Annotated in this window: 1 pseudogene; it reads left to right on the forward strand. The window is 68.4% G+C overall.

Features of this window, described 5'->3' with window-relative positions:
- Positions 1-231, forward strand: a pseudogene (locus F0Q45_RS28510) (protein kinase domain-containing protein); the annotation flags it as partial.

Raw genomic sequence — 231 nt, forward strand, 5'->3', positions numbered from 1 at the left:
TGTGCTGTATCAAGCCCTGACTGGAGACCTGCCGTTTGCCGGGGACACAACGCCGCGCCTAATCGCGGCCCACCTGAATACCCCACCGCCGCGGCCATCGGCCATCCGGCCGGATGTGCCCGCCCAGATGGACGCGGTCATCGCCAAGGGCATGGCTAAAGAACCCGACCAGCGCTACCAAACCATCGCCGAGCTGGCCACCGCCGCCCACCGCGCCCTCACCGAAGCCCG

Source organism: Mycobacterium simiae (genome assembly GCF_008370645.1).
GTDB lineage: Bacteria > Actinomycetota > Actinomycetes > Mycobacteriales > Mycobacteriaceae > Mycobacterium > Mycobacterium simiae_A.